Below are 23489 nucleotides of genomic sequence, written 5' to 3'. Positions count from 1 at the left end.
CGTTTCAGAATATTGGAGTATTTTAGCAAAAAATTCAAATAATGCATTCTATATCGTACTATCAAGAAAAAATGAGTAATCATTTTTCGCAAATTGTGGCTAATAAAGAACCTAAAAACTTATACGAACCTATCGAGTATATTTTATCGCTTGGTGGAAAAAGAATGCGTCCGGTTTTAACTTTAATGGCAAGCGAAGTTTTTAATGTGGATTGTGAAAAAGCCATTCCAGCAGCAACAGCGGTTGAGGTGTTTCATAATTTTTCATTAATTCACGATGACATTATGGATGATGCGCCTTTACGAAGAGGTAATCAAACCGTTCATGAAAAATGGGATTTGAATACCGGAATTTTATCAGGTGATGCTATGTTGATTTTAGCGTATCAATTTTTTGAAAATTATGAGCCAGCAACTTTCCAAAAATTAGCCAAATTATTCAGTAAAACGGCTTTAGAAGTTTGTGAAGGGCAACAATATGATGTGGATTTTGAAATGCGTGACGATGTTACGATTCAGGAATATTTAAAAATGATTGAATATAAAACCGCGGTTTTGGTTGGTGCTGCTATGAAAATGGGAGCAATTGTAGCCGAAACTTCTGATGAAAATGCTGATTTGATTTATGATTTTGGATTAAATTTAGGAATTGCCTTCCAATTACAAGACGATTATTTAGATGCTTTTGGAAATCCAGAAACCTTCGGTAAACAAGTGGGTGGAGACATTATTGAAAACAAAAAAACCTATTTATACTTAAAAGCTATTGAGTTTTCTAAAGCAGAAGAAAAACAACAATTATTGCATTTGTTTTCCATTCAACCTTCAGAAAACACAGATAAAATAGAATCAGTAAAAGCTATTTTTAATTCTTCTGGTGCAAGCGAAGCTACTAAAAAAGCCATTCAAGACTATACTTTCAAAGCATTTGAAACCTTAGAAAAAATGGATATTGAAAATGAAAAGAAAACCGTTTTAAAAGCTTTTGGTGAGAATTTAATGGGAAGAAATGTATAATCCACCAGCAAATATTGATGCCTTAATTTCGCAAGCCGAAGAAGAACATTTGTACTTTAAGTTGATTGAGCAAGTAAACAAAGATTTTGCCTTAGCTAATGAATCTTTAGATGTACCATCAAGTATTTTCCCGTTTGAATTTAAAAATTTGGTACAAGAAAAAATTTACAAACTCATCCAATATAAATTTGCTGAATATCTGAATTTACTCTACATAATTGATGTTCCAGAAGATCAAATCAAAAAATTAGATGGTTCTGATTTAGTAGAATTATCTGAACAAGTTGCTTTTTTAGTGTTAAAGCGTGAATGGCAAAAGGTTTGGTTTCGTAATAAGTATTAAAAAAATATCCTTACAAAAGGCATAAATGGTTCCGCGTAAATATTGTCTCTGTCTTTGTGCAACACATTGTATCGAATTCCAATAGTTACATTTTCATTGCGATATCCTGCTCCAACGAACAAAGCGGTATTCCAAAAATCTTGAGAATCGCTTCCAAATGAATCATTAAAAGTTCTGTTTACTCTTAATTGTTCTAATTCGGTTGAAATTTGTAATTCTTCTATAGGATTAAACAAAGCCACTACACTACCACCATACATATTCGCTTTGTATAAATCACGTTGTTTTACATAGTTATATTGAACACCTAAACCCGCTGAAACGTATTGATTAAAGTTGTAAATAGCACTTGGCGCAACCATAATATCGGCATAACCATTACCAACTCCTAAGCCTAATCCTCCACCAAATTGTACATGGTTCCAAAAATCACTTTTTGTTTTCATTTCGGTGTTTTCTTGTGCAGAAATTTCAGAATTAAATCCAAATAAAAACACAATACTTAGTAAAAGTGTTAATTTCATTACGGAATTCTTTTTCATAAATCAATTTTGAAAAAATTAATGTTATAAAAGTATAAAAATCCTTGAAAGATTATCATAAAATGTTTTACTTTTGCGTAAAATTTTTAATTAATAGGTCTTACCGACAACACACTATGGATAGGTTTTCCTTTTTAAACGCTGCACATACTGCATTTTTTGCAGATTTATACGAACAATATTTACAAAATCCAGATAGCGTAGAGCCAAGCTGGAGAAGTTTTTTTCAAGGATTTGACTTCGCTCAAGCGGGTTATGGTTCTGAAGAATTTGCCGCACAAGTAGTTCAAGTAGCTTCTGGTGATTCAGGTGAAATTTCTGAAAAAATGCAAAAAGAGTTCAATGTTCTGAAATTAATTGAAGGATATAGAACACGTGGACACTTATTTACAAAAACAAATCCAGTAAGAGACAGAAGACTTCACGGACCTTCATTGGCACTTGAAAATTTTGGTTTATCTCAAGCCGATTTGAATACGGTTTTTGATGCTGCTAAAATGGTTAACATGAAACCATGTACTTTGTCTGAAATTGTTAAGCATTTAGAAAATGTGTATTGCCAATCTATCGGTGTGGAATACATGTACATTCGCGAACCACACAAATTAGAATGGATAAAAAATCGTTTAGACATTAACGACAATTTACCAAACTTTACTGCTGACAAGAAAAAACACATTCTTAAAAAATTAAACGAAGCAGTTTCTTTCGAAAACTTCTTACACACCAAATATGTAGGTCAAAAGCGTTTCTCATTAGAAGGTTGTGAAGCGGTTATTCCTGCTTTAGACGCTTTAGTGGAAGCTGCTGCTGATAAAGGCGTAGAGCAATTCGTAATGGGAATGGCACACAGAGGTCGTTTGAATGTATTGGCAAACATCTTTGGAAAAAATACTCAAAATATCTTCTCTGAATTCGACGGAAAAGACTACGATGAAGACGCTAACTTTGATGGTGATGTTAAATATCACTTAGGTTTAACTTCTGATAGAGTAACTGATTCAGGTAAAAAAATCAACTTAAATTTAGCTCCAAATCCTTCGCACTTAGAAACAGTAGGTGCCGTTATTGAAGGAATTACAAGAGCAAAACAAGATAGAAATTATCCAAATGATTTTTCAAAAGTCTTACCAATTGCCGTTCACGGTGATGCTGCGGTTGCAGGTCAAGGTATTGTTTATGAAATCATTCAAATGGCTAAATTAGATGGTTATAAAACAGGTGGAACGATTCACTTAGTAATCAATAACCAAGTTGGATTTACAACGAATTATTTAGATGCGCGTTCGTCAACGTATTGTACGGATATTGCTAAAGTAACTTTGTCGCCAGTTTTACACGTAAATGCTGATGATGCAGAAGCTGTTGTTCATGCGATGTTATTTGCTTTAGATTATCGTATGGAGTTTGGAACTGACGTTTTTATTGATTTATTAGGATACAGAAAATATGGTCACAACGAAGGAGACGAACCTCGTTTTACACAACCTGTTTTATATAAATTAATTGCAAAACATAAAAATCCAAGAGATATTTATGCGGAGAAATTAGCACAAGAAAATGTTATTTCGGCTGGATTTGTAAAAGAATTAGAAGAAGCTTACAAAGCAAAACTAGATGAAAATTTAGAAGCCTCTCGTAAAAAAGACTTAACTGTAATTACTCCGTTCATGGAAAATGAGTGGGAAGGTTACAAACAAGTTTCTGATGATGTAATGCTTCAAAAATTTGACACTAAGTTTGATAAAAAACAATTAGCTGATATTGCTAAAACCATTACCGAACTTCCTGCTGATAAGAAATTCATCAGTAAGATTACGAAGTTAATTGGTGATAGAAAAAATATGGTGGAAACCAATAAATTAGATTGGGCAATGGGCGAATTATTAGCTTATGGTTCTTTAATCTCGGAAGGTTTTGACGTGCGTATTTCTGGGCAAGACGTTGAACGTGGAACATTCTCACACCGTCATGCTGTAGTTAAAGTAGAAGATTCAGAAGAAGAAGTAATTCTTTTAGACAAAATAAAAGATAAAAAAGGAAACTTTTATATCTACAATTCGCACCTTTCAGAATATGGTGTTTTAGGTTTTGAATACGGATATGCGTTAGCATCGCCAAAATCTTTAGTAATTTGGGAAGCACAGTTTGGAGATTTCTCTAACGGAGCTCAAATTATGATTGACCAATACATTTCTGCAGGTGAAGATAAATGGAACAATCAAAACGGATTGGTAATGTTATTGCCTCACGGTTATGAAAACCAAGGAGCAGAACATTCATCAGCACGTATGGAACGTTATTTACAAATGTGTGCAAAACACAACATGTATATTGCCGATGTAACTTCGCCAGCCAACTTCTTCCATTTAATGAGAAGACAGTTAAAAACAGAATTCCGTAAGCCATTAGTAGTGTTTTCTCCAAAAAGTTTATTACGTCATCCAGATGTAGTATCTTCAATGGATGAATTAGCAAACGGACAATTCCAAGAAGTGTTAGATGATCCAAATGTTGCTGATAAGAAAGCGATTAAAACATTGGTTTTCTGTACAGGAAAAGTATATTTTGACATCATTGCACAAAGAGAAGAATTAGGTAGAAACGATGTGGCGGTTGTTCGTTTAGAACAATTGTTCCCATTAGCAGTTGACCAAATCAAAGCTATTATCGACAGTTATCCAAATGTTGATGATTATGTTTGGGCACAAGAAGAACCTAAAAACATGGGAGCTTATTCGTATATGTTAATGAATTTCGATTTAGTAAAATTAAGATTAGCTTCGCCAAAAGCATATAGTGCACCAGCAGCGGGTAGTTATGAACGTTCTAAAAAACGTCAAAAGAACGCTATCGCAATGGTTTTTGATAAAACATTATTTCAATAAAAAACAACTCAATTATCACCCTGAGCTTGTCGAAGGGTAAACTTTTTAAATAAAAAGATATGATTTTAGAAATGAAAGTCCCTTCTCCAGGGGAATCAATTAAAGAAGTAGAAATTGCTACATGGTTAGTAAAAGATGGTGATTATGTAGAAAAAGACCAAGCGATTGCTGAGGTTGATTCAGACAAAGCAACATTAGAATTGCCAGCTGAAGCAAGTGGAATCATTACATTAAAAGCAGAAGAAGGTGATGCAGTAGCAGTTGGTGCTGTAGTTTGTTTAATCGATACAGGTGCAGCAAAACCAGAAGGTGGTGCGGCTCCAGCTAAAGAAGAAGCAAAAACGGTTGAAGCTCCAAAAGCTGAGGCTCCAAAAGCGGCTCCAGTAGCAGAAAAAACATATGCGACTCAAGCGCCATCTCCAGCAGCTAGAAAAATATTAGACGAGAAAAACATCGAGCCTTCTGACATCGTTGGAACAGGTAAAGGTGGAAGAATTACTAAAGATGACGCTGTAAATGCAGTACCATCAATGGGAACACCAACAGGTGGAAACCGTGGTTCAGAAAGAACAAAACTTTCTATGTTACGTAGAAAAGTAGCTGAGCGTTTAGTTTCGGCTAAAAACGAAACAGCAATGTTAACTACTTTTAATGAAGTAGATATGACGGCTATTTACGCTTTACGTGATCAATATAAAGAAGAGTTCAAAGCAAAACATGGTTTAGGATTAGGCTTTATGTCGTTCTTTACAAAAGCAGTAACTCGTGCTTTACAATTGTATCCAGATGTAAATTCTATGATTGATGGTCAAGAGAAAATTTCTTATGACTTCTGTGATATTTCTGTAGCGGTTTCTGGTCCAAAAGGATTAATGGTTCCGGTTATGAGAAATGCAGAAACATTATCTTTCAGAGGTGTTGAAGCAGAAATCAAAAGATTAGCTATCAGAGCGCGTGATGGACAAATCACAGTTGATGAAATGACAGGTGGAACATTCACAATTTCTAATGGTGGTGTTTTTGGAAGTATGTTATCTACGCCAATCATCAATCCTCCACAATCTGGTATTTTAGGAATGCACAATGTGGTAGAAAGAGCTATCGTTAAAAACGGTCAAATCGTAATTGCTCCAGTTATGTACGTTGCCTTATCATACGACCACAGAATCATCGACGGACGTGAGTCGGTTGGATTCTTAGTAGCTGTTAAAGAAGCATTAGAAAACCCAGCAGAATTATTAATGGGTGGAAATGTGAAAAAAGCATTAGAATTATAGAAATATAAATCCCAATAATAAAATCCCAAATTCCTAAAGAGTTTGGGATTTTTCTTTTCTTTGTATTTCAAAATTTAGCTATGAAAAAATCTAAGAAGCAAGCGGCCGTTGGTTTCATCTTTATTACCGTTTTGTTAGATGTTATTGGTTGGGGAATTATTATTCCTGTAATTCCAAATCTAATTAAAGAGCTTATCAATGGAGATATTAGTGAAGCAGCAAAATATGGAGGTTGGCTAACTTTTGCATATGCTATTACTCAATTTATTTTTGCTCCAGTCATTGGAAATTTAAGTGATAAATATGGCAGAAGACCAGTTTTGTTAATTTCTTTATTTGGTTTTTCGTTAGATTTTTTATTATTGGCTTATGCACCAACTATTATTTGGTTGTTCATTGGTAGAATTCTATCTGGGATTACAGGAGCAAGTTTTACCACTGCATCTGCTTATATAGCCGATGTTAGTACAAATGAAAATCGAGCTAAAAACTTTGGTTTAATGGGTGCAGCTTTTGGATTAGGATTTATTATTGGCCCGGTTATAGGTGGATTGTTAGGGCAATTTGGAACAAGAGTTCCTTTTATTGCTGCAGCTATTTTGTGCATGCTTAATTTTTTATACGGTTATTTTATTTTGCCAGAATCTTTAGATAAAGATAAAAGAAGACCATTTGAATTGAAAAGAGCTAACCCAATTGGAGCTCTTTTACATTTGAAAAAATACCCTAATTTAATTGGATTAGTATTAGCGATTTTCATTCTCTATGTAGGTTCGCATGCCGTGCAAAGCAACTGGAATTATTTTACCATGTACCAATTTAATTGGGATGAAAAAATGGTTGGTATTTCTCTTGGAATCATCGGATTGTTAGTTGGAATCGTTCAAGGTGGTTTAATTCGTTGGATAAACCCAAAAATCGGAAATGTAAAAAGTATTTATTTCGGTTTAGCGTTATATACTATCGGGATGTTTTTGTTTGCATTTGCAACAGAAAGTTGGATGATGTTTCTATTCTTAATTCCTTATTGTTTAGGAGGAATTGCCGGTCCAGCATTGCAAGCAGTGGTTTCTGAACAAGTACCTCCATCAGAACAAGGTGAAATTCAAGGAACGTTAACAAGTTTAATGAGTGCTTCTTCAATAGTAGGTCCACCTATGATGGCATCTGTTTTTTATTATTTTACTCACAATGAAGCGCCTTTTTTATTCCCAGGAGCACCCTTTATTTTGGGAGGAATTTTAATGTTGATTAGTACGATTTTAGCTTACCGAACACTGAAAAAAAACCATTCGAGCTAGTTATTTCAAATACAAACAATGATTACTATAATCAATAATTGCTTTTCCTTTTAGTAAAATATCGGCACCAATAATACCATCAACCGGTTTGGTTTTGTAATGACGAAGCGCATCATTTACATGACTCATATCAAAAACAATCAGGTGAAATTTATTATTTTTCCATCTTCCCAATTGAATTTCATTATTCCTTGCTAATTGCGTTTCAATTCCTGTGGCACCAGCACCAGCGGCTTTGGTTTCTGAAAATTGGGCATCTAATTTGAACTGTTCAATACTTTCAAATCCTACACAACTATTACTCGCTCCAGTATCTAAAATAAAGTTGCCTTTTACGCCATTTATCTTTCCTTTGATTAATAAATGTTGGGTTTTTAGCACCGTAAATTTTATTTTTTTATATTTTTTTCCTTTTAAAAAGTCTTGTAAATCTTCCATACTTCAAAAGTAAATCAAATTTCTGAATCAAACTTTGTAACTTTGCCACTTTGTAACCCAATCAACAAATGATACTTACCGATACCCATTCACATTTATATTCAGAAGAATTTGATTTAGACCGCAACGAAATGATGCAACGTGCTATAAATGCAGGCGTTTCTCGTTTTTTTGTTCCTTCAATAGATTCTAATTATACAACTAAAATGTACGAATTAGAAAAGCAATATCCCGAAAACGTGTTTTTGATGATGGGTTTGCATCCAACATATGTGAAGGAGGATTACTTAGAAGAATTGGCGCATGTAGAAAGAGAGTTGGCTTCTAGAAAATTTTATGCAATAGGTGAAATCGGAATTGATTTATTTTGGGACAAAACTTTTTTGAAAGAACAACAACATGCTTTCAAACACCAAATTCAATTGGCAAAAAAGTACAAATTAGGAATCAATATTCATTGTCGTGATGCTTTTGATGAAGTTTTTGAGGTTTTGGAAAGCGAAAAATCAGCTGATTTATTTGGAATTTTTCATTGTTTTACGGGTGATTTGGGTCAAGCCCAAAGAGCGATTTCGTTAGGAATGAAATTAGGAATTGGAGGAGTAGCCACTTTCAAAAACGGAAAAATCGACCAATTTTTGAATGAAATCGATTTGAAACACATTGTTTTAGAAACCGATTCGCCTTATTTAGCGCCAGTTCCATATCGTGGAAAACGAAACGAAAGCAGTTATACTTTATTGGTTGCACAAAAGTTAGCTGAAATTTATCAGCTATCAGTGGAAGAAATTGCAAAAATTACTACAGAAAACTCTAAACAAATTTTCGGAATTTAATGTAAATTTAAAGTTGCAATTGATAAAAATTTTGTTCTTTTGTGAATTGTTTTAAAATAATTATGACAAAATTCGATTCTATTCGCCCTTATTATGATTCTGAAGTAAACGAAGCCTTGAAGTCTTTGTTACATCATCCTATGATGAAGGCTATGATGGATTTTACTTTTCCAGAAATGGAGGACGAGGAATGGAAATCACAATTGAGTAGAACACATTCTATTCGTGATTTTCAGGTTAATTTTGTGTACCAATCGATTCAAAGAGTTTTAGAGAGAAGTTCGGAAGGACTTACCACTTCGGGTTTTGAGAAATTAGAACCTAATACTTCGTATTTATTTATTTCCAACCATCGCGATATTATTTTAGACACTTCATTGTTGAATGTTTCATTAATTGATCATGGATTGGTGATGACTGCTTCGGCTATTGGAGATAATTTAGTTCAAAAAGATTTCCTTTTAAAATTATCAAAACTTAATAGAAACTTTTTAGTTCAAAGAGGTTTGTCCCCAAGAGAATTATTACAAAGTTCTAAGTTGATGGCGGAATATATGTATCATTTATTGTCTAAAGAAAATCGTTCTGTTTGGATTGCTCAACGAGAAGGAAGAACCAAGGACGGTAATGATGCAACTCATCAAGGGGTTTTGAAAATGGTGGCTATGGCTAATGATGAAGTAAGAGTAATGGACTATTTTAAGAAGTTAAAAATTGTTCCTGTTTCTATTTCGTACGAATACGACCCAACAGATGCTTTGAAAATGCCACAATTAATTGCGCTTTCAAAAGACGAAGTATATATAAAAGAGAAAAACGAAGATTTTATCACGCTTTTAAGTGGGATTATTGGTCAAAAGAAACGCATTCATATTCATGTGGGTGATGTTTTAGAAAATGAATACGAAAAAATTATTGCTGAAAATGACAATAATAACAAGCAAATTCAAGCACTGGCTCAAGTAATTGATGATTCTATTTTACAATCGTATAAATTATGGCCAACAAATTTTATCGCTTACGATATTTTATACAAAACAACTCGATTTGAACATTTGTACAACGAAAAAGAGCGTCAATTGTTCGAAAGAAGATTAGAAATGCGAATTGATGCCGATAATGAAACCATGAGAGAAGGTTTCTTGGCGATGTATGCAAATCCGGTTGTGAATAAACTGAAATATACTGATGACATCTCATAAACCGAAAATACTTTTAATTTACACCGGTGGTACCATCGGAATGGTAAAAGATTTTGAAACAGGAGCTTTGAAGGCTTTTGATTTTAATGAGTTGTTAAGTAGAATTCCAGAACTTCACTTGTTAGATTGTCAAATTGAAACCTATTCTTTTGAAGTGCCGATTGATTCATCGAACATGAATGTTTCTAGTTGGCAAAAAATGGCGAAAATTATTGAGGGAAATTATTCTCAATTTGATGGTTTTGTGGTTTTGCACGGTTCAGATACGATGTCTTACAGCGCATCTGCATTGAGTTTTATGTTAGAAAATTTATCAAAGCCAGTAATTTTTACAGGTTCGCAATTACCAATTGGTGATTTAAGAACCGATGCCAAAGAAAACTTAATTACGGCAATTCAGGTAGCTTCGCTTCAAGAAAATAAAAAGCCAGCTATTCAAGAAGTGTGTTTGTATTTCGAATATAAATTATACCGAGGAAACCGAACTACAAAAATCAGTGCAGAACATTTTAATGCTTTTACTTCGCCAAATTTTCCTGAATTAGCAGAATCTGGTGTGCATTTAAAAGTAAATAAGGATATCATTCTAAAACAAAAAGCAACTAAAAAGCTAAAAGTACATACTGATTTTGATGATAATGTAGCAATTTTAAAGATTTTTCCAGGCATCAATCAAAATGTCTTAAATGCTTTTTTTGCCATTCCTAATTTAAAAGGTATAGTTTTAGAAACTTATGGTTCAGGAAATGCGCCAACAGAAGAATGGTTTGTGCAAACATTAGCGCGCGCTATTCATAATAATATACATGTAATTAACGTTACACAATGTAGTGGAGGTAGTGTTTCCATGGGGAATTACGAAACTAGTACACAATTAAAAAATATAGGAGTAATTTCAGGCAAAGACATTACTACTGAGGCTGCTATCACTAAATTAATGTATCTCTTAGGTCAAAAAGTGTCAAATAATGTTTTTAAGACCATATTTGAAACAGGAATACGTGGAGAAATGTTATAAAAATAACGTTTAAAATTTTTATACATGAGTTTTTTTGCGTTATTTAGCACCCTTAAAATTTGGTGTCGTTTCAATAGAGAGGTGGCCGAGTGGTCGAAGGCGCACGCCTGGAAAGTGTGTATACTCCACAAGGGTATCGAGGGTTCGAATCCCTTCCTCTCTGCAGAATGATATTAATTTTAAAATTTTATAAATATTTTTATATCTTTAAACCCAATTAACTAATTAAATTTAAGAACAAAAGCGATGAAAAGATTATTTTCTATTTTAGCAATCACGGGGCTTATGACTTTTGGAAATGTTCAAGCTCAAGATTCAACTCAAGCAGCAGCTCCTGCTACAGAACAAGTAGCTGACACAACTGCAGCAGCAACAACTGATGAAGCAGCAGCAACAACTGAAGAGGCTGTAGCTGAAGAAGCTACTTTTACTCAATCAATGAAAAAGCGTTTCATTGAAGGAGATCCAATTTGGATGTCTCCAGTATTATTGTGTTTAATTTTAGGTTTAGCAATTGCTATTGAAAGAATTATTTACTTAAATCTTTCTACTATTAACACTAAAAAATTCGTTTCTGACGTAGAATCTGCATTAAATTCAGGTGGTATCGAAGCAGCTAAAGAAGTAGCTAAAAACACAGCTGGTCCAGTTGCATCTATTTTCTATCAAGGTTTAGAGCGTTCATCTCACGGATTAGAGTCTGCTGAAAAATCTATCGTTGCTTACGGTGGTGTTCAAATGGGACAATTAGAGAAAAACGTTTCTTGGGTTTCTTTATTTATTGCTCTTGCACCGATGTTAGGGTTCTTAGGAACGGTAATTGGTATGATTGTTGCGTTTGACCAAATTGAGTCTGCAGGATCTATGGAGCCATCATTAGTAGCTGGAGGTATTAAAGTAGCGTTATTAACAACGGTATTTGGACTTATCGTTGCGATGATTCTTCAAGTTTTCTACAACTATATTACAGCTAAAATTGACTCTATCGTTAATGATATGGAAGATGCTTCTATCAGCTTAGTTGATATGTTGTCAGATTACTTCAAAGAGAAATTAAACAAATAATACATTAACAAATTATTGTTATGAACGTATACAAAATTTCAAAAATTGTAGTAATTATAATTGGTATTATTGCCTCTATTTTATTCGTATCTGCTTTAGGTATGGAGATTTCAATGGAGAATAATTCTTATATTGTAGATTACTTTATATATGTATCCTATTTAGCAATGGCAATTGCTTTCTTTTCTGTTGTTTACTTCGTATTTAAAAATTTAATTACGCACAAAGATCAGTTAAAAAGAGCGCTTATTTCTTTAGGATTGTTTGCTGCTATTGTTTTAGTAGCCTTTATTCTTGCAGATAGCACTGAAGTTAAATTGAAAGATGGTGGAGTTATCTCTTCATTTTCTTCTAAGTTAATCAGTACTAGTTTGAATACATTTTATATTCTTGCTTTTATTTCAGTAGGAGTATTAGCTTGGACTGGATTTTCAAAAATTAAAAGATAATAGATCATGGGTAAAAAAAGAGGTGCACCGCCAGAAGTGAATGCTGGTTCTATGGCAGATATTGCATTCTTACTTTTAATTTTCTTCTTAGTTACTACTACAATTGGAGTAGATCAGGGAATTAATAGACTCTTACCTCGTTATGAAGAGAACCCACCTGTTCCGCCTATTAATGAAAGAAATATTTTAACAGTTTTAGTTAATAAAGACAATCAGTTACTTGTTGAAGAGAAACTAGTTGATATTAAAGACTTAAGACAAACTGCTATTGATTTTCTTGAAAATAATGGAAAAGGTACTTGTACATATTGTAATGGAAAAAAAGATCCAAATTCATCAGACGGTCCTGATGATGCGGTAATTTCATTAAATAATGATGGGCAAACGACTTATGAAACTTATATTGCGGTTCAAAATGAACTAGTAGCAGCTTATAACTTTTTAAGAGATAGAGAATGTAAGAAGCGTTACGGTATGACTTTTACAGAAATGGAATACATTTTTAATGATCCAGCTTCTAAAGCAACCGAAGGTTTAGTAGAGGATTTAGAGCCGAAAGTAAAAAAGATTCAGGAATTATTTCCTATGAGACTTTCTGAAGCAGAGCCAAAAAAATAATTATATAATATTAAGAAAGTATGTCTAAATTTAAAAAGAAAAATACGGAGGGGACTCCTGCAATTTCAACAGCATCTTTACCAGATATTGTATTTATGCTTTTGTTCTTCTTCATGACTGCTACTACCATGAAAGACACTGATTTAAAAATTGAAAATACATTACCTAAAGCAAATCAAACTGCTAAATTGCATAAGAAAGAATATGTAATGTATATTTACGCTGGTAAACCAAGTGAAAGATATCGCACTACTCTTGGAGGTTCAGATCGTATTCAATTAGCTGATAAAATGGCTTCGCCATCAGAAATCAGAAATTTCATTATTACGGAAAGAGCACAACGTAACTCTGAAGACGAAAAATACCTTACTGCCTCATTGAAAATTGACAAAAATGTCAAAATGGGATTAGTAGGTGCTATTAAACTAGAATTACGTAAAATAGAACAATTAAAAGTAAATTATACAACAGCACAAGGAAATCCTGTTGAATAGTATTTTTATATTATAAATAAAAAGGCACGCATTTGCGTGCCTTTTTTTATTATTTTTATAAAAAATATATAATGCGACTATTTGTATCCCTTTTTTTTCTGTTTTTTATAACAATAGGCTTTTCACAAACGGAATCTGTGTCAAAACCAGTTGTAGATTCTCTTTTTAGAGAAGATCAATTCTATGTTTCCATCGCCTATAATTTTATTCAAAAAAAACCTGATAATTTTAATCAGTATTCTTTTTCAACGGGTTTATCTGCAGGGTTTTTAAGAGATTTTCCAATTTCTGAAAATAGACATTGGGCAATAGCTCCTGGAATCGGTTATTCTTACAACGATTTAAAGCAAACAATCGATTTATCTGCTGTTACAGAAAATCCTGATTTTGAATTAGTGAAAAGTAGAATTATTTTGCATTATGTTGATTTACCTTTAGAAATTCGTTGGCGAAATACAACTCCTGATAGCCACAAATTTTGGAGAATTCATGCTGGTTTTATGGCAAGTTATTTAATTAATGGTAAATTTAAATATGAAGGTGGTTTAACAGGAAGCGAAAATATCAACGATATTTTAAATAAATTTCAGTACGCAACATATTTAACTTTCGGATTCAACACTTGGAATGCCTACATTCATTATGGTTTAAACCCATATTTTGATAAGGATAAAACGGCTGCTGAAAACAACATGACGACTTTGAAAATTGGTTTGATGTTTTATATTTTGTAGTTATAATGATTATAATCGAATTAATTTTTGGCTTTTTAATTGAAGTTCTCTTTGAAATTCCAGGAGCTTTTTTTAGATGGTTATATTTTGGACGTAAGGAATCATTCTCAAATTTCATAAAAAGAAATAGTATCTATAATTACATAATTAGTTTTTTATTTATCATAACAAGTGGTTTTACAATAGCTTACTTAAACAATAGTAAATCTGTTGAAAATTGTATTTTAGATATGAAATTTCAAAGAGAGAATGAAAACCCTGGACCTGATTTGATTACCTTTAAAATTTCAAGCAATGATATTGTTTTTGAAAATAATAAAGAAAAGTATGGACTTGTAGAAGTCATTATTGATTATAAGAAATCTTTTAAAACTATGATGTTTGAGATTTCTAAAATTGGAGAAAAACAATATGAATTAAATGTAAGTTCTCCCTATTTTACGTATAAAACTCATTATTCTGAAGAACAAGTATATTCGTTCTTTAATAACAAAGGTTTTACAATCTTTATAACTTTAGATGGTAAGAAGTTTGTTTTCGTGAAGTGTTAAATTTATTAATTTCTTATAACCAATACTGATACAAAAACACCTGTGGTCCAGCACCAATAATAATTCCAGCAATAAGTTCTGTGTAAGTGTGTGCTTTCATGTATAAGCGCGAAGAAGCAACCAAACCAATACAAACAATACAAAAAGCAATAAGGTTTACAAAAGGCAATTGGTAATACATGCTTAATCCAAAAATAAAGCACGTTAAAGCACTAATTCCTATCATGTGTAAACTTGCCTTGAATTTTAAAATTACGCTGGCTAAGACGATTACACTGCTTAAAAATCCACCAAGGAAAAAGAAATACAATTCAGCAACCGAATCTTGTGAAACGCTGAATTTTATTAAAACAAACAACAAAATAGCCTGTACAGCAATTGGCATTTTTCTTTCGCTAATGCTTGCTTCTGTAAACGAACTTACAACTCCTAACGATCTAAATAAAAAATACATTGATAAAGGTAATAGCAATGTCAATATTGTTACTTGTACTAAAGTGACTATTATTTGCGAATTGTAATAGAAAGAGTTGGTAATTAAAAAGAAAAATAAAGTACCATAAATGGAAACAAATATGGGATGAAAAATATACGAAAAAACAGGTAATATTTTTTTTAAATCCATAATTACTCCGTTAGATTTTCTTTCTCAAACGCGCTACCGGAATATCTAATTGTTCGCGATATTTTGCGATGGTTCTTCTGGCAATTGGATAACCTCTTTCTTTTAAAATTTCGGCTAATTGATCATCTGGTAAAGGTTTCTTTTTGTCTTCTTCCGAAATAACTTGTTGTAAGATATTTTTAATTTCGATAGTAGAAACTTCTTCACCTTGGTCATTGGTCATCGATTCACTAAAAAATTCTTTGATTAATTTCGTTCCGTAAGGTGTATCAACATATTTACTATTTGCTACACGTGAAACAGTTGAAATATCTAAACCAACCATATCAGCAATATCTTTTAGAATCATCGGACGAAGTTTGGTTTCTTCTCCTTCTAAAAAGTATTCTTGCTGATAAAACATAATCGCATTCATGGTCACATATAAGGTTTCCTGGCGTTGTTTAATCGCATCAATAAACCATTTTGCCGAATCTAATTTTTGCTTGATAAACTGAACCGCGTCTTTTTGAGAACTCGATTTTTCAGAAGTATCTTTATAACTCTGCAACATTTCTTGATAATCTTTAGAAACGTGCAATTCTGGAGCATTTCTTCCGTTTAACAAAAGCTCTAATTCGCCATCAACAATTCGAATCGTAAAATCGGGAACAATGTGTTCTACCATTTTCTGATTGCCATCAAAACTACCTCCTGGTTTCGGATTTAGTTTTTCAATTTCATCAATAGCTTTGCGAAGTTGTTGTTGCGAAACGTCAAATTTCTGCAATAATTTATCGTAATGTTTTTTACTAAAAGCATCAAATTGCTGTTCAATAACTTGAATGGCTAAATTGATAGAATCCGATGGTGTTTTGTGTTTTAATTGCAACAACAAACATTCTTGCAAATCGCGCGCACCTACACCAGCAGGTTCTAAATCCTGAACCAAATGCAAAATACGTTCTACAGTAGCTTCATCGGTATATATGCCTTGCGTAAAAGCCATGTCGTCTACAATATCTTGTGTAGTTCTTCTGATGTAACCCATATCGTCAATACTTCCGACTAAAAATTCGGCAATATCGCGTTCGTCATCACCTAAAATAAATGTATTTAACTGATTGATTAAATCTTGATGAAAACTAACAGGTGCAGCAAATGGTAGTGATTTGTCATCATCGTCATCGCTGTAATTATTAGTTTGATATTTGTAATCTGGCGTTTCGTCGTTACTTAAATACTCATCGATGTTGATGTCTTGCGCGTCGATATGGTCGTTATCATAATCGTCGTAATCATCATCGTTTGTGTTTACTTCGTAATCATCTGCTTCGTAATTATCTTCCTTGCTACTTTCTTCCAAAGCAGGATTCTCAACCAATTCTTCCTGAAGACGTTGCTCAAATGCTTGCGTAGGCAATTGAATTAACTTCATCAACTGAATTTGTTGAGGCGATAATTTTTGAGATAATTTGAATTGTAAACTGTGTTTTAACATTAATGTTTATTTGTTTAACTGATTAATCGTTTAACTGTTGAATTGTTTATCAAATTTACGATTTAACACATCAACAGTTAAACAATTTAACAAGATTCTAAAATTCTGCGTTTTGTGGTGTTCTTGGGAAAGGAATTACGTCTCTAATGTTACCCATTCCGGTTACAAAAAGTACTAATCTTTCAAATCCTAATCCGAAACCTGAGTGAACAGCCGAACCGAATCTTCTCGTATCTAAATACCACCAAAGTTCTTCTTCGTCGATTCCTAAAGCTTTCATTTTTTCAACTAATACATCGTAACGCTCTTCTCTTTGCGAACCTCCAACAATTTCTCCAATTCCAGGGAATAAGATATCCATTGCTCTAACAGTTTCTTTTCCTGGTTCAGTATTGTCGTTCAAACGCATGTAAAACGCTTTAATTTTTGCTGGATAATCAAATAGAATTACCGGACATTTAAAGTGTTTTTCCACTAAGAAACGTTCGTGCTCACTTTGTAAATCAGCACCCCATTCGTTAATGATATATTGGAATTTTTTCTTTTTATTTGGTGTAGAATCTTTTAAAATATCAATGGCTTCGGTATAAGAAACACGTTTGAAGTTGTTGTCTAATACGAAACTTAATTTTTCTAAAAGCATCATTTCGCTTCTATCCGCTTGCGGTTTTGACTTTTCTTCTTCTAATAATCTGCTTTCTAAGAATTTTAAATCATCGCCACATTTATTAACTGTATATTTGATAACGTATTTGATGAAATCTTCAGCCAAATCCATGTTGTCAGCCAAATCATTGAAAGCAACTTCTGGTTCAATCATCCAAAATTCAGCTAAGTGACGCGAAGTGTTTGAATTTTCTGCACGGAATGTTGGTCCAAAAGTATAAATTTGGCCTAAAGCCATTGCGAAAGTTTCACCTTCTAATTGTCCAGAAACGGTTAAATTGGTTTGTTTTCCGAAGAAATCTTCTTTGTAGTTGATGCTTCCATCTTCGTTTCTTGGCGCAGAACCGTCAATTGGTAAAGCAGTTACTTGGAACATTTCTCCTGCACCTTCAGCATCAGAACCTGTGATGATAGGCGTGTTTACATAGAAAAATCCTTTTTCTTGGAAATATTGGTGAACTGCAAACGCTAATGTTGAACGCACACGCATGATTGCTCCAAACGCATTGGTTCTAACACGTAAATGAGCATTTTCACGTAAGAATTCTAATGAGTGTTTTTTAGGTTGCATTGGGAATTTCTCCGCATCGCTATCTCCTAAAATCTCTAATTTAGAAACTTGAATTTCAAATTTTTGACCTGCGCCTTTACTTTCTACCAATTCTCCTGTAACAGAAATAGCTGCTCCAGTTGTAATTCTTTTTAAAGTTTCATCAGGTGTGTTTTCAAAATCTACCACACACTGAATATTATGAATGGTTGAACCATCGTTCAACGCAATAAATTGATTGTTTCTAAATGTTCTAACCCAACCTTTAGCTGTTACTTCATGTAATGTTTTCGTGCTGTTTAAAAGGTCTATAACTTTTGAGTGTTTCATTTCGATTTATTATTTATAATGCAAATATACTATTTCTCGTTTGAATTTTCTTCTTCAATATCTTCAGCTAAAATATCTAATGTTGGTTCTAAGAATTCTTGTTGGTTGGCAATGGTTTTATCTAATGAAAGCAGCAAGGCTGGCAACAAAATCAAGTTGGATAACATGGCGAATAATAAGGTTGTCGCTACTAATCCTCCTAAAGCAACCGTTCCTCCAAAATCTGAAAGCGTAAATACAGAGAATCCAAAAAACAATACAACTGAAGTGTAAAACATACTAATTCCTGCTTCTTTTAGAGTAGCATATACAGAGCGTTTTATTTTCCAATCATTAGCTTTTAATTCTTGACGGTATTTTGCCAAAAAGTGAATCGTATCGTCAACCGAAATTCCGAAAGCAATACTAAATACTAATATGGTGGATGGTTTAATTGGAATTCCTAAAAAGCCCATTAATCCTGCGGTCATTACCAAAGGTAAAATATTTGGCAATAATGATACTATAATCATTTTGAACGAACGGAACATGTATGCCATTAATAGCGAAATCAAAACGATCGCAAAAAGTAACGATTGTACTAAATTGTCAATCAAATAATGGGTTCCTTTTTCAAATACATATGCTTTTCCAGTTAGTGAAACTTCATAACGTTCTTTTGGAAAAATATGATTGATTTTATCTTGTAAACGTTCTTCTATTTTTTGCATTTTATCGGTACCAATATCTCTCATGAAAGTCGTAATACGAGCATATTGACCTGTACTATCAACATAGCTTTTCAGCATGTTTTCATTTCCTTTTTGAGTGGAATTTTTTATGTAGGATAGAATAAAAGCTTCTTCTTGTTTAGTAGGTAATTCGTAAAATTCCGGATTTCCGTTATAGTAAGCTTGTTTGGAATATTTAACCAAATTCACGACCGAAACTGGTTTTGATAATTCTGGAATTTCAATAATAGTTTCCTGCAGTTCTTCAATTCGTTTTAACGTAACTGATTTTAAAGCGCCTTTTGGTCTTTTTGTGTCAATTACAATTTCTAAAGGCATTACACCATCAAATTCTTTTTCGTAGAATACAATATCTTTGAAGAAAGGCGCTTTTTTAGGCATATCCTCAATGATACTTCCTGAAACAGTAATTTGATAAATTCCAATAATTCCTAAAACTAATATTCCAATTGCAGTTGAAAAAACCGCAACACGATGATGTCTAATGGTGTTTTCTATCCAATTTATGAAAGCAGCCATATAGTTTTTACCAAGATGCGCCAAGTGTTTTTCCTTTGGCATTGGCATATAACTGTAAACAATTGGGATGATGATTAAGCATAAAATAAACAAGAAAACAATGTTTAATGACGCAACAATACCGAACTCACTTAACAGTTTACTATCCGTAAAAATAAAGGTACCAAAACCAGCTGCGGTTGTTAAATTCGTCATCAAAGTAGCATTTCCTACTTTTGAAATTACTCGTTGTAAAGACTTGGCTTTATTACCATGATTCTTGATTTCTTGTTGGTATTTATTAATTAGAAAAATACAGTTAGGAATACCAATTACAATAATTAATGGGGGAATAATCGCCGTTAAAACCGTGATTTCGTAGTTTAAAAGCCCTAGTGTTCCAAACGACCACATTACGCCAATAATAACCACAAACATGGAAATCATAGTCGCTCTGAAACTTCTAAAGAAGAAGAAGAACAACAAAGAAGTAATTCCAAGTGCTGCTCCCACAAACAATCCAATTTCGCTAATGATACTGTTAGCGTTTAATGTTCGAATGTATGGCATTCCCGAAACACGGAGGTCTAATCCGGTTTCTTTTTCAAAGGCGTTTATCTTCTCTTGGCTAAGATGTTTTTCGATGAAAGCTTTTCTAGCGGGTGTGTTTACAATTTTTTTATCCATGTAAATTGCAAAACGAACAGCGCCACTTTCTTTATTAAAAAGCATTCCTTCGTAAAAAGGTAAGTCGTTATAGAACTCTTTTTCTTTAGTTTTTAAATAACTATCTGAAATACTATCGTTGTTTATAAAAGAAACTAATTTGAATTTTTGAGCAATCGTATCTTTTTCTAATACACGTAAATCTTCAATAGAAAGTGTAAGCTCGGTTGCTTTGTCTTTTTTTATTTCTGAAACAAATTTTTCCCAGGCTTTGTAATTTTTTTCGGTAAAGAAATTTTTGTCTTTAAATCCTAGAACTACTAAGTTTCCTTCTTCGCCGAATTTTTCTAAAAATGAATTGTACTGAATATTTACCTCATGATCATCAGGTAGTAAGTTAGCTTCAGTGAAGGTAAAACGCATGTTTTTCCACTGAAAACTCATAAAAATAGTAAATAGTAAAATAAGGATTAAAAGAAAAACGCGGTTTCTTAAAATTTTACTGGCAATATAATCCCAAAAACTGGTGCTTAACCACTTTAACATCTCTCAAAAATTAGGGTGCAAAGGTAGTAAATCTTACTTAATTTATTGGTTTTGAACGTGACAATTAAGTTAAATTTAAAGTCCTAAATCCAAATAGTAAGAAACTTTAATGGCAATGTTGTCATCGAAGTTAGCTAATTGATATGGACCATATCTGTAAAATGCCACTAAACCAATTCCTTTGTAGATTTTATTACATTCTATACCGCTTTCAAAAAAACCATCTTCCATCGTGTTGTAGCTGATACCAAGATGTTGGTTGTTGTCGTTGCTGGAACCAAATGCCATTCGTGTAACAACTGTAAATTCGGGATTAATTTTATAGCCTAAACGAATTTTATTAAAAGTATGTTTCAATTGCAAAGAAGCATATTGATTAGAGAAAAACTCGTTAAAATACATAGTTTCAAAACTGTTTTTTCCTGCAAAGGTAACACGTTGTAAAATAGCGTCACGATTCAAATTATTAGGAACAATGCTGTATAAATGTGTAATTGGAACATCTCCAAAAGCAATTCCTGTTTGTAGTAAAATAGAACTTTTTTGACCTGATAAATAAGGCAATTCGTAGAACGTTTTGAAATCTATTTTTGAGAAAGTAAAATCATTTTCTAACACACCTGGTAATGTTTGAGTAAGTTGAAGCGAAAATTTTGGATGTCTTTTTTCATATTCAATTTTTCCCATTGGTGTTTGCATGTAATTGCTAAAAGGATTCCATTGGAATGCTAACTGCACTGTACTAATAGTATAATCGGTATACGATTTTCCATCATTTACAAAAGTATAATCAAAAAGGGGTTGAATTTGATTGTGCGAAACCCCAAAATAACTGGATGTTTTTGGTAAAAACTTACTTTCTACAAAAACCGAACTCATTCTATTGTTGTAAAAAGTGGAAATATTGATTGGTCGAGGATCGTAAATTTTAAATCTACGAGAATCGGTGATAAAATTGGTTTGTGCAATCTCACTAATATCATCTGAATAAGATGCACTTACCCATGTTTCAGAGTTTGAATGCGCTAAATAGGAAGGTGTGATTCCATACTTGAATTCGTCATCTTTAAATCCGTAGGCGCCATAAAAAGCAACTTTGTATTTTTCTGATAATTTTGAATTGGTAACCGCACCAACACCTAATCTAAATCCTTCAAAATTGTTATATTTTATAATACTTCGTAAGTCTATGTCAAAAATTGAAACAGGAAAATAGCCATTAATAATTTTTCTTCCTAAAAATACTTTGTGCTCAATTCGTTCTGAAAGTGATAAACTATCGATTGAAGTATAAGTTCGGAGTTTTCTCTTATCGAGTGTGTCTTTTTTAAACGCATTCCAATACTCATTTTCTTGTTTTAAGCTTGATTGTGGAACTTCAATTTTTACTCTTGGTTTTGAAATAGAAATTGGTTTATTGATTTCAATGTCAAAAGGGGTCGATTCTATTGAAATATAGGCTTGGTCGGTTGCATTTTTGCTTTCGGTTAAATCTAAATCGGAACTAAATTTTATAGTACCTCCTAAAATTTTAATATCGTCTTGGTTGTTTCCTTTTGAAACTTTAAATTTTCTATTTTTAGGAAACCAAATGTCGGTATCTTTTCTGTAATCAAAGGTGTAAGTCGCATTGATATTTACTACACCATAAATACGAAAATACGCTTTTGCAATTGCATAATTTTGAGTGTCAATATAAAGTAAACCTCTTAAACGATTTGCATTTAGTTTTTTGGGTTCAAAGTAAATTCGGTATGCACTTCTTCCGTCTATTTTTACAGTGTCAATTAATTTGTAGTTGTACAGTTTTCGTCCAAAATTTGAAATGGGATTTTGCACTGGAATTTCCAAAATTTCAAACGGATTTTCATAAACCGAATAGGAGATAAGTTTTAAACCTAAATATTCATAAACCGGTTGTTCAAAACCAGCCATTCGAGTGGCTAAAACGGTTTCCTTGTTTTGAAATTGATTGTGCTGAATTAAATTGACTTTTTCTGTTTGATACAAATGTTGTTTTTCAGAAAACTTCTTGAATTTATAATTCGTTGAATCTAGTTTCATCAAAGGTTTTCTTAAAAAACGTTTTTTGTAAATAGTATCTATTTTTGAAGAAATACTATCTGGGTTTGCTGTTACTTGAAGGTATTCGTAGTTTTTATATTGAAAACTTGATAATCCTTTTTCAGGATCATTCGATTTTCGGTTTTCAATTACTTTTTTGATGATATTGTTAACGCCGTTTTCAGTATAAATTTCGGCTTTTTTTTCGTTTAAATCGTTTACCAACTTAATCGTAATATTGGCAACCTTCGGTTCTGGGTAGGTGATTTTTTCATAATAACCTTTAAAATTGACTTTTATAGGCACTTTAAAATCATTCACATTAACAGAGAATTTTCCTTCCCAGTCGGCATTGAATTTAGTATTGTTGTAAGTAATAGTAGCAAAAGCAATAGGTACTTTTGTGTCAAAGTCAATAATTTGTCCTTTAATTTTGGTTTGTGCTACAAAACTAGTAGTAATGAAAAAGCACAAAAAAAGCCAAAAATATTTCATGTAGAGGAAGATTTTTTACAAATATATTCAAAATAAAAAATCCCGAGTGTTAATCGGGATTTAAAA

21 protein-coding genes and 1 tRNA gene are annotated in these 23489 nt (G+C 32.6%); 15 read left to right on the top strand and 7 right to left on the bottom strand.

Going from position 1 to position 23489, the window contains the following annotated elements:
* The first annotated feature begins 41 nt into the window (after nucleotides 1-41).
* Together C8D80_RS06795 and C8D80_RS06790 are read left to right on the top strand one after the other, a co-directional pair.
* Entirely contained in the window at nucleotides 42-1016 is a 975-nt protein-coding gene (locus tag C8D80_RS06795) for a polyprenyl synthetase family protein (protein WP_133608693.1), read from the top strand.
* Entirely contained in the window at nucleotides 1009-1359 is a 351-nt protein-coding gene (locus C8D80_RS06790) for a hypothetical protein (protein ID WP_133608691.1), read from the top strand. The genes C8D80_RS06795 and C8D80_RS06790 overlap by 8 nt, the downstream gene beginning before the upstream one ends.
* Here the strand turns inward: C8D80_RS06790 and C8D80_RS06785 are convergent.
* Complete coding sequence (locus C8D80_RS06785; protein WP_133608689.1) at nucleotides 1356-1901, bottom strand: hypothetical protein; 546 nt, start codon at nucleotides 1899-1901, stop codon at nucleotides 1356-1358. The genes C8D80_RS06790 and C8D80_RS06785 overlap by 4 nt on opposite strands.
* 116 nt (nucleotides 1902-2017) lie before the next feature.
* Here C8D80_RS06785 and C8D80_RS06780 point away from each other — a divergent pair, with 116 nt between their 5' ends.
* The 3 genes from C8D80_RS06780 to C8D80_RS06770 all read left to right on the top strand — a co-directional run bounded on the left by C8D80_RS06780 (nucleotide 2018) and on the right by C8D80_RS06770 (nucleotide 7367).
* The gene (locus C8D80_RS06780; protein WP_133608687.1) at nucleotides 2018-4789 is read left to right on the top strand and encodes a 2-oxoglutarate dehydrogenase E1 component; all 2772 of its coding nucleotides are present in this window, start codon (nucleotides 2018-2020) and stop codon (nucleotides 4787-4789) included.
* 59 nt (nucleotides 4790-4848) lie between these two features.
* Nucleotides 4849-6066 carry a 2-oxoglutarate dehydrogenase complex dihydrolipoyllysine-residue succinyltransferase gene (gene odhB, locus C8D80_RS06775; protein ID WP_133608685.1) on the top strand — a complete coding sequence of 406 codons (1218 nt, stop codon included), beginning with the start codon at nucleotides 4849-4851 and terminating at the stop codon, nucleotides 6064-6066.
* Between the two features lie 80 nt (nucleotides 6067-6146).
* Complete coding sequence (locus C8D80_RS06770) at nucleotides 6147-7367, top strand: TCR/Tet family MFS transporter (protein ID WP_133608683.1); 1221 nt, start codon at nucleotides 6147-6149, stop codon at nucleotides 7365-7367.
* Here the strand turns inward: C8D80_RS06770 and C8D80_RS06765 are convergent, their stop codons facing one another.
* Nucleotides 7368-7805: a retropepsin-like aspartic protease gene (locus C8D80_RS06765; RefSeq protein ID WP_133608681.1), complete on the bottom strand. Its 438-nt coding sequence runs from the start codon at nucleotides 7803-7805 to the stop codon at nucleotides 7368-7370.
* Nucleotides 7806-7873: 68 nt separating this feature from the next.
* On the opposite strand from C8D80_RS06765, the gene C8D80_RS06760 reads away from it, so the two are divergent.
* From C8D80_RS06760 to C8D80_RS06715, 10 genes are all read left to right on the top strand, one after another.
* Nucleotides 7874-8641: a TatD family hydrolase gene (locus tag C8D80_RS06760; protein ID WP_133608679.1), complete on the top strand. Its 768-nt coding sequence runs from the start codon at nucleotides 7874-7876 to the stop codon at nucleotides 8639-8641.
* A gap of 62 nt (nucleotides 8642-8703) precedes the next feature.
* Nucleotides 8704-9843: a 1-acyl-sn-glycerol-3-phosphate acyltransferase gene (locus C8D80_RS06755; protein ID WP_133608677.1), complete on the top strand. Its 1140-nt coding sequence runs from the start codon at nucleotides 8704-8706 to the stop codon at nucleotides 9841-9843.
* On the top strand, nucleotides 9830-10861 hold the full coding sequence (locus C8D80_RS06750) for an asparaginase (RefSeq protein ID WP_133608675.1): 1032 nt from the start codon (nucleotides 9830-9832) through the stop codon (nucleotides 10859-10861). Before C8D80_RS06755 ends, C8D80_RS06750 begins: the two co-directional genes overlap by 14 nt.
* 75 nt (nucleotides 10862-10936) lie before the next feature.
* Nucleotides 10937-11024 (top strand) — tRNA-Ser (locus C8D80_RS06745).
* An 83-nt stretch (nucleotides 11025-11107) separates the two neighbouring features.
* Nucleotides 11108-11926 (top strand): MotA/TolQ/ExbB proton channel family protein, encoded by an 819-nt coding sequence (locus C8D80_RS06740; RefSeq protein ID WP_133608673.1) that lies wholly within the window; start codon nucleotides 11108-11110, stop codon nucleotides 11924-11926.
* Between the two features lie 20 nt (nucleotides 11927-11946).
* On the top strand, nucleotides 11947-12375 hold the full coding sequence (locus C8D80_RS06735; RefSeq protein WP_133608671.1) for a hypothetical protein: 429 nt from the start codon (nucleotides 11947-11949) through the stop codon (nucleotides 12373-12375).
* A 6-nt stretch (nucleotides 12376-12381) separates the two neighbouring features.
* Entirely contained in the window at nucleotides 12382-12993 is a 612-nt protein-coding gene (locus C8D80_RS06730) for an ExbD/TolR family protein (protein WP_133608669.1), read from the top strand.
* A gap of 20 nt (nucleotides 12994-13013) precedes the next feature.
* Nucleotides 13014-13487: an ExbD/TolR family protein gene (locus C8D80_RS06725; RefSeq protein WP_133608667.1), complete on the top strand. Its 474-nt coding sequence runs from the start codon at nucleotides 13014-13016 to the stop codon at nucleotides 13485-13487.
* Between the two features lie 71 nt (nucleotides 13488-13558).
* A complete protein-coding gene (locus C8D80_RS06720; RefSeq protein ID WP_133608665.1) occupies nucleotides 13559-14221 on the top strand; it encodes a porin family protein in 663 nt (220 codons plus the stop codon).
* 230 nt (nucleotides 14222-14451) lie between these two features.
* Nucleotides 14452-14772 (top strand): hypothetical protein, encoded by a 321-nt coding sequence (locus C8D80_RS06715; protein ID WP_133608663.1) that lies wholly within the window; start codon nucleotides 14452-14454, stop codon nucleotides 14770-14772.
* Nucleotides 14773-14785: 13 nt separating this feature from the next.
* Here the strand turns inward: C8D80_RS06715 and C8D80_RS06710 are convergent, their stop codons facing one another.
* The 5 genes from C8D80_RS06710 to C8D80_RS06690 form a co-directional block, all read right to left on the bottom strand.
* Nucleotides 14786-15397: a hypothetical protein gene (locus C8D80_RS06710; protein ID WP_133608661.1), complete on the bottom strand. Its 612-nt coding sequence runs from the start codon at nucleotides 15395-15397 to the stop codon at nucleotides 14786-14788.
* A 10-nt stretch (nucleotides 15398-15407) separates the two neighbouring features.
* Entirely contained in the window at nucleotides 15408-16877 is a 1470-nt protein-coding gene (gene rpoN / locus C8D80_RS06705; protein ID WP_133608659.1) for an RNA polymerase factor sigma-54, read from the bottom strand.
* A 97-nt stretch (nucleotides 16878-16974) separates the two neighbouring features.
* Nucleotides 16975-18423 (bottom strand): asparagine--tRNA ligase, encoded by a 1449-nt coding sequence (gene asnS, locus C8D80_RS06700; RefSeq protein WP_133608657.1) that lies wholly within the window; start codon nucleotides 18421-18423, stop codon nucleotides 16975-16977.
* A gap of 29 nt (nucleotides 18424-18452) precedes the next feature.
* Nucleotides 18453-20864 (bottom strand): efflux RND transporter permease subunit, encoded by a 2412-nt coding sequence (locus C8D80_RS06695; protein ID WP_133608655.1) that lies wholly within the window; start codon nucleotides 20862-20864, stop codon nucleotides 18453-18455.
* 75 nt (nucleotides 20865-20939) lie between these two features.
* Nucleotides 20940-23423 (bottom strand): DUF5686 family protein, encoded by a 2484-nt coding sequence (locus C8D80_RS06690; RefSeq protein WP_133608653.1) that lies wholly within the window; start codon nucleotides 23421-23423, stop codon nucleotides 20940-20942.
* Between the last annotated feature and the right edge of the window lie 66 nt (nucleotides 23424-23489).

This window comes from Flavobacterium cheniae, from assembly GCF_004363695.1.
GTDB lineage: Bacteria > Bacteroidota > Bacteroidia > Flavobacteriales > Flavobacteriaceae > Flavobacterium > Flavobacterium cheniae.
The sequence above is the reverse complement of the archived record's forward strand: the minus strand, read 5'-3'. Positions and strand labels throughout refer to the sequence as shown.